We start from the raw sequence: 6,658 nt of genomic DNA, 5'->3' as shown, positions 1-6,658 counted from the left end.
CAAGTAAGAAAAGAGTTAATACTGTTTTTATAAATAGTTTTCCGAAACTACATCGCAGTTTATATAGATGTCATCATTCTACGTTATACTGAATTTATTTCAGCATCGCATCAATCTTAGAGAGAGTGGTTGGTTTTTTGCAAATAGATTTATACGGGGTCGATGTTGTTTTTAACGCTTTCAAAAATATAAAAAAGCTCTCCAGCTATTTGTTTGCTCGTATTTAAATAGGTTTCTGAAACTAAATCAGTAGTATCTGCCTTTTTAGGGTCTGAATAAGGTAAGTGAAACCTCGCAATGGCATCGGCAATAAACGGACAGTTTTCATCGGCACTATCGCAAGTTGTAATTGCGATGTACGGATAGCTATTGTGAGAATGATCAAAGGTTTTAGAGAAACCTATGATTGATTTTTTAGTTCCTTCAAAAGAGATTAAATACCTTGGGTTTTGATGAGAAAAGTCGAGAATATTAAAGTTAAAACCAGTTTTTTGTAAGCTTTTTACCGTATTTCTATGAAAAGCAGTGGTTTCTGTTCCGCCAGAATACGTGTAAATATTTTTTAAATTAAAATATTCAATAGCAAAAAAACTCCAAACTTGTGCAAACTGACTCCTTCTAGAGTTGTGTGTGCAGATAAAATTTAAATTTATCTTTTCTCTTTCCTGATACTCATTACTAATTAATAGCGCAATATTGGTAAGTAGCTCTTTACGCTCATTACTAATTGTTATATCTTTGTTAGCTTCTTCAAAGAATGTTTTTGTGCTAATATTTTTAGTGTTTATCATTTTTTTACAGTTCTTTTGTAAGGTATTATACTGCAAAAATACGCTGTAAAAGACTATTGTTGAATTAAGTAAAGGTTAAGAATGTGTTTAGAAATAGGTAATAAAGTGGCGGTTTTAGATGCCGATATTAGAGGATTCATAACAAAAAAAGAAAATAATATGTTTTTTGTTAAGGATGTCGATGGTATGGAGTATTCCTTTTTTGAGAATGAGTTGGTTAAAATTCATACAGATCAAAATGAGTTAAGCAGGCACGTTAACATAAATAATAGTTTTTTAAAAGAGAAGATTCAGCAGGCGCCTAAAAAGAAAAAATCAATATTCGTAAAAGATAAAAACGAAGTGGTGATGGAAGTCGATTTGCATGCAAGTAAATTAGTAAAATCTACACGTGGTATGGATAATTACGATGTGCTTTCTTTACAATTGCAAACAGCTAAACATAAATTAGAATATTGCATGGCTAAAAGCATCTCTAAATTAGTGTTAATTCATGGAGTGGGAGAAGGGGTGTTAAAAAGCGAATTGTATTATTTACTAAATAATTATGAAGTAAAATATTACGATGCCTCTTACCAAAAATACGGACAAGGAGCTACTGAGGTTTATATTTATCAAAATTCAAATTAAGAATATTTTATGGAATCTGTTTATTTAGATAATGCAGCAACAACACCAATGTTACCCGAAGTTATTGAGGTAATGCAACAAGCAATGTTGCAAAATTTTGGAAATCCTTCGTCTACACATCAGTTTGGTAGAAAGGCAAAAGCAGCAGTAGAAACAGCAAGAAAAAATATAGCAAAGCACTTTAATGTAGCTGCAAGAGAAATTGTTTTTACGGCAGGTGGTACCGAAGCAGATAATTTAATTTTGCAAAATGCAGTCGTAAATTTAGGGGTAACAAGAATTATTACCTCTAAAATAGAGCATCATGCAGTTTTACGCACGGTTGCCTATTTGCAAAAACAGTATGGGGTGAAAGTGGACTTCGTGGAGTTAGATGAAAACGGAGCGGTTGTATTAGATAGCTTAGAAAAGCTTTTAAAGCAAGGTGATGAAAAAACATTGGTAAGTTTAATGTATATAAATAATGAAATCGGAAATATATTACCAATTGATGAGGTTGTGGCTTTATGTAAAACCTATCAAGCTTATTTTCATTCAGATACCGTACAGGCGATAGGGCATTATCAAATAGATTTGCAAAAAATACCGATCGATTTTATAGTAGCAAGTGCGCATAAATTTCATGGTCCAAAAGGGGTGGGGTTTGTGTATATTAAAAAAGGAATAGCAGTACAGCCAATGTTATATGGTGGTGAGCAAGAAAAAGGGGTAAGATCTAGCACTGAAAACGTACACGCTATTTTAGGAATGGAAAAGGCGTTGGAAGTAGCATATACAAATCTAGAACAGGATAAAGAGTATATTCTAAATCTAAAAAAATACTTAATTGCTGAATTAATAAATAAGAATACTAATATCTCTTTTAATGGTTTGTCTGCTGATGTAAATAATAGTAGTTATTTAATAACGAGCTTGCGATTGCCTATTCGTAAAAATATGTTATTATTTGATTTAGATTTAAAAGGTATTGCAGTTTCTAGTGGAAGTGCTTGTCAAAGCGGGAGTAATAAAGGTTCGCATGTGTTGCAAAGTTTTTTAAATGATGAAGATGCTGAAAAAACATCGCTTCGTGTTTCTTTAAGTAAGTTAAATACCAAAAAAGAGATAGATTTTTTAGTAAATATTCTTTTAAAAACGATTAATTAAGATTTGTATTAAAATAAAGCGATTTATTCGCTTCGTAGGATTAATACGTGTATTGTGTTGGTTTTTTTAAATAAATTCTTTAGAGTCGATTTAAATGATCCTTTTAGTATAGTTTAAGTTTATAGAAAAAAATAATTTATAATTATAAAGTATTGAAAGTAGTAATAATACCTTTATAAAAACATTTTTTTTAGTACTTTTGTGAGCTGTAAATAAAAACTATTTCAAAGTAATAAAATAGTATTTTTAACGTGATTGTTTATTTTATTCCCTCTATAATAAACATTGTTAAAAATATGTTACTCATTGTGTTGTAGCTTTTAAAGAGGGAGCACTTTCATGAATAAAAACGCCCTGTTTTTTAAGTAATACAAACAATTTAAAAGTAAGAAATAGAAAAGATAGCTTTTGTAAAACCAATCGCTAGCTTTTATCGTATGTATAATATAAGGCTGTAAAATACCTAAGAAAATATAGTAGCAATTAAAGTGTTTTTTATGAATAAAACTACCCCTTTAGCCCTTCAAAAAGTAAACTTCTTGTTACTTTTTTTCTTTTTGTTTGCAATTAACTCTTTCGGTCAGTTAATAGATTATACTCCAAATCCTAATGCTGCTGAAATAGCAGCGAGCTTACAGTCGCCCGGAGTAAAAATTACAAATCCTAGAATCGTTAAAAGTGGAGGTAAGCAAATTGCTTCCTTTTCTAATGGGGTTTCAGGAGCTAATTTAGAGATAGAAGAAGGTGTAGCATTTACAACGTCGAATGTAGATAGTGTTTTTCGTAATCCGAATAATGATGTCTTGATAAATAAAAACAATAGAACAGCATCCTCTTCTTTTGTGCAAAATGATACACATGATGATCTTGATTTACTTCGTTTAAATACCCGAGCTAATAATGATGTGGTTATTTTTGAATTTGATTTTGAGGTATTACCTGATTATACTGGTGTTCTTTTAGAGTATCAGTTTGGTTCTGAAGAATATCCTGACTATGTAGGTTCAAGTTATAATGATGTATTTGGTTTTTTTATTTCTGACCCAAGTCGTGGAGATTCTGAAATTCCTGACGGAGATACAAATGATGATGGAATATATCAAGTTGAGGAGGATGAAGCATTAAATGTAGCTTTTGTTCCTGGTACCACAGATTTTGTTTCTATTAATAATGTGAATTCGGGGGTTAGAGGTGTGGCAGGAACAGTTGGAACAGCAAACTTGACAAATGCTTCGTTTTATATTAACAATGGACATAATGGAGATGCAAGTACTCAAAATAACTCAACAGGGAATGGTATTGTTAACGTAGAGTTTAATGGTTTAACAAAAAAGTTTGTTGCTAATATAAACTTAAAGCCAGGAGTTACTTATAAGATTAAAATTGCAATAGCAGATGTTATTGATAGGAGTTATGACTCAGGAGTATTTATTTCAAAGGTAGGAGGTATACCTACAATTAATGCTAACGACGATAATGGAGAAGCTGTAGGTTCGGTGAATACAGTTGCTGTTGATAATGTACTTTTAAATGATTCGGCAGCTAATTCAATGAATCCTGAAATTTCATCAACTTTATCTTTAAAACAAGTATCTTCAGAGAGCCCTGGTATTTCATTAGATACTTCAACAGGTCAAGTACTCGTTAGTCCTGAGGTTTTACCAGGGGTTTATAAGTTGAAGTATGAGGTTTGTGGAGTTGATGGTTTATGTGACGAGGCAACCGTTACTGTTACAATTCTACTAGATTCGGATAAAGATGGTGTTTCAGATAGGGATGATTTAGATGATGACAATGATGGTATTTTAGATATAGATGAACAAAATAATTGTGTTGCTGTAACTGTAGCGGCAGGTAATGCTTCTGCTGTGACTAAAGTCGTTAATGTAAATTTACCCAATGAAGCTCTAGGAACAGCTAATGTTGGATACGCAAGGTTAGTTAATTCAGAAAGTGAATTAGTGCTTGATTTAGGTCAAAAAAATCCCGCAGGTTCTATTTTACAAATACGTGGAGGTTCTAGCGATGTAGATGATGTTCAGGTGGTTGTGCAAGAGTCAAGTGATAATGTTTCTTATTTAAATGGTAAAATTCATAAATTCAATAACAATAATACACCAGAATACTTTAACTATACATTAAAATCGTCATCACGTTACATACGTTTCACTCGAATTGGAGCTCAATTAGGTACTAATAATATATTAGGTGTCGAGTCAATTACTTACGCTTCTTTTACGGAGTTAAATAATTGTGTAGATATTAATACGGATGCAACCGGAGTTCCTGACCGTTTAGATACGGATTCAGATAACGATGGCTGTAGTGATGCTTTAGAGGGAGGTACAACTACCAATCAAACAACTAATTATCAATTTCCTTCAAATGATGTAGATAATAATGGAGTTCCAAATACAGCTACAGGTTTAAATAATACAGGTGATTTTCAAAATGTGAATGTAACTTCTTGTAGTTGCCCTTTTGCTAGTGGAATTGATTCTGATGGTGATGGCGTAGATAATACTTGTGATGATGATGATGATAATGATGGTATTTTAGATGTCAATGAAAATAGTTGTGTAGGGGCGAGTGAGTTGCAATATGAATTTTATGATTTAGTTCCTAATGGTTTTACTGTAGATAATATTCCTACTACTGGAGCAGATGCCACCGGAACTGTTTCGGACTTTAATGTAGTTGCTTTATATCAATTGCATACTCCAGGTGATGGAGAAACATTTAGTATTAGATATAAAGGAGTTATAACAATACAGACACCAGGATTATATACGTTCTATACTCGTTCAGATGATGGTTCTAAGCTATTTATTGATGGTACTGAAGTAGTTGAAAATGACGGGGATCATGGTATTCGAGAACGAAGTGGCCAGATAACTCTTAGTGCGGGTAATTATGATCTTGAAGTTCTTTTTTATGAAAATGGAGGAGGACAGTTTTTAAGTGTGCAATATGAGGGGCCTTCCATAACTAAACAGAATTTACCTTTTTATAATTCATCTTGTGTGTTAGATACAGACAACGATGGCACACCAGATTACTTAGATTTAGATTCAGATAATGATGGTTGTTTCGATGCTGTAGAAGCAGGTCATACAGATCCAGATGGTGATGGTATTTTAGGTACAAGCCCTGTAACATTTGACGGTAATGGTTTAGTAACTGGACAAGGAGGTTATATAGGGAATAATACAAGGGTAACAGCAGGTGTACTTTTATCGGTACAAACGGCTTTAACAGATGTTGAAGTTTGTGAAAATGAGTCGGCTAGCTTTACGGTAGCTGCCTCTGGAGATTTAATTACAGGATATAATCCTACTCTAACAACATCAGATGATGGAAATTTGATTTACACTTGGTATGAAAACGAGGTCTTAATACCATCTGAAACTAATGCCACATTAACTTTAGCAAATGTTACTCCAGCATTATCTGGTAATACATATAAAGTAGAAATATCTCACCCTAATAATAGTTGTTTTGAAGAATCAGAGGCTGTATTAACTGTAAATGCTTTGCCAACGGCAGATGCAGGAACAGACGGAACTATTACGTGTACCACTACAAGTGTTCAGATAGGGTCAGCTATGGCAGCAGGTTTTACGTATTCATGGTCACCAGCAACAGGATTAGATGATGCTACGATCTCAAATCCAACATCAACAGTTAGTACAACGACTACATATACATTAACAATTACAGAAACTGCAACAGGTTGTGCAGATACAGATGATGTAACGGTAATAGTAGACAATGATTTGCCAACAGCAGAAGCAGGAACTACGGCAGAGTTAACTTGTACAACGACTACGTTAACATTAAATGGATCAGGAACATCAACAAATGTAGATGCTTCATTAAGTTATGCATGGACCACATCAGATGGAACAATTGATAGTGGAGCAACTACAGCAACGCCAGTTGTAAGTGCAGCGGGAACGTATGAATTAGTAGTAACCGATGCAGACAACGGATGCTCAAGTGTAGCAGATACAGTTGAGATAACAGAAGATGTTTTAGCACCAACAGTAACAGTAAGTGGAGATGCACCAGAGCTTACTTGTGCAAACACA

The 6,658-nt window shown here is 33.3% G+C and carries 4 protein-coding genes; 3 read left to right on the top strand and 1 reads right to left on the bottom strand.

The features are described from left to right. Positions 1-149: 149 nt before the first annotated feature. Complete coding sequence (locus P2G10_RS12585) at positions 150-791, bottom strand: low molecular weight phosphatase family protein (RefSeq protein WP_275316949.1); 642 nt, start codon at positions 789-791, stop codon at positions 150-152. A gap of 81 nt (positions 792-872) precedes the next feature. Between P2G10_RS12585 and P2G10_RS12580 the strand changes: the two genes are divergently transcribed. From P2G10_RS12580 to P2G10_RS12570, 3 genes are all read left to right on the top strand, one after another. Next, entirely contained in the window at positions 873-1,421 is a 549-nt protein-coding gene (locus P2G10_RS12580) for a Smr/MutS family protein (RefSeq protein WP_275316948.1), read from the top strand. Between the two features lie 9 nt (positions 1,422-1,430). After that, positions 1,431-2,567 carry a cysteine desulfurase family protein gene (locus P2G10_RS12575; RefSeq protein WP_275316947.1) on the top strand — a complete coding sequence of 379 codons (1,137 nt, stop codon included), beginning with the start codon at positions 1,431-1,433 and terminating at the stop codon, positions 2,565-2,567. A gap of 497 nt (positions 2,568-3,064) precedes the next feature. Continuing rightward, on the top strand, positions 3,065-6,658 hold a 3,594-nt coding region (locus P2G10_RS12570; protein ID WP_275316946.1), incomplete at its 3' end, for a choice-of-anchor L domain-containing protein.

It is taken from the genome of Tenacibaculum bernardetii (genome assembly GCF_029125915.1).
Classification (GTDB): domain Bacteria; phylum Bacteroidota; class Bacteroidia; order Flavobacteriales; family Flavobacteriaceae; genus Polaribacter; species Polaribacter bernardetii.
The sequence above is the reverse complement of the archived record's forward strand: the minus strand, read 5'-3'. Positions and strand labels throughout refer to the sequence as shown.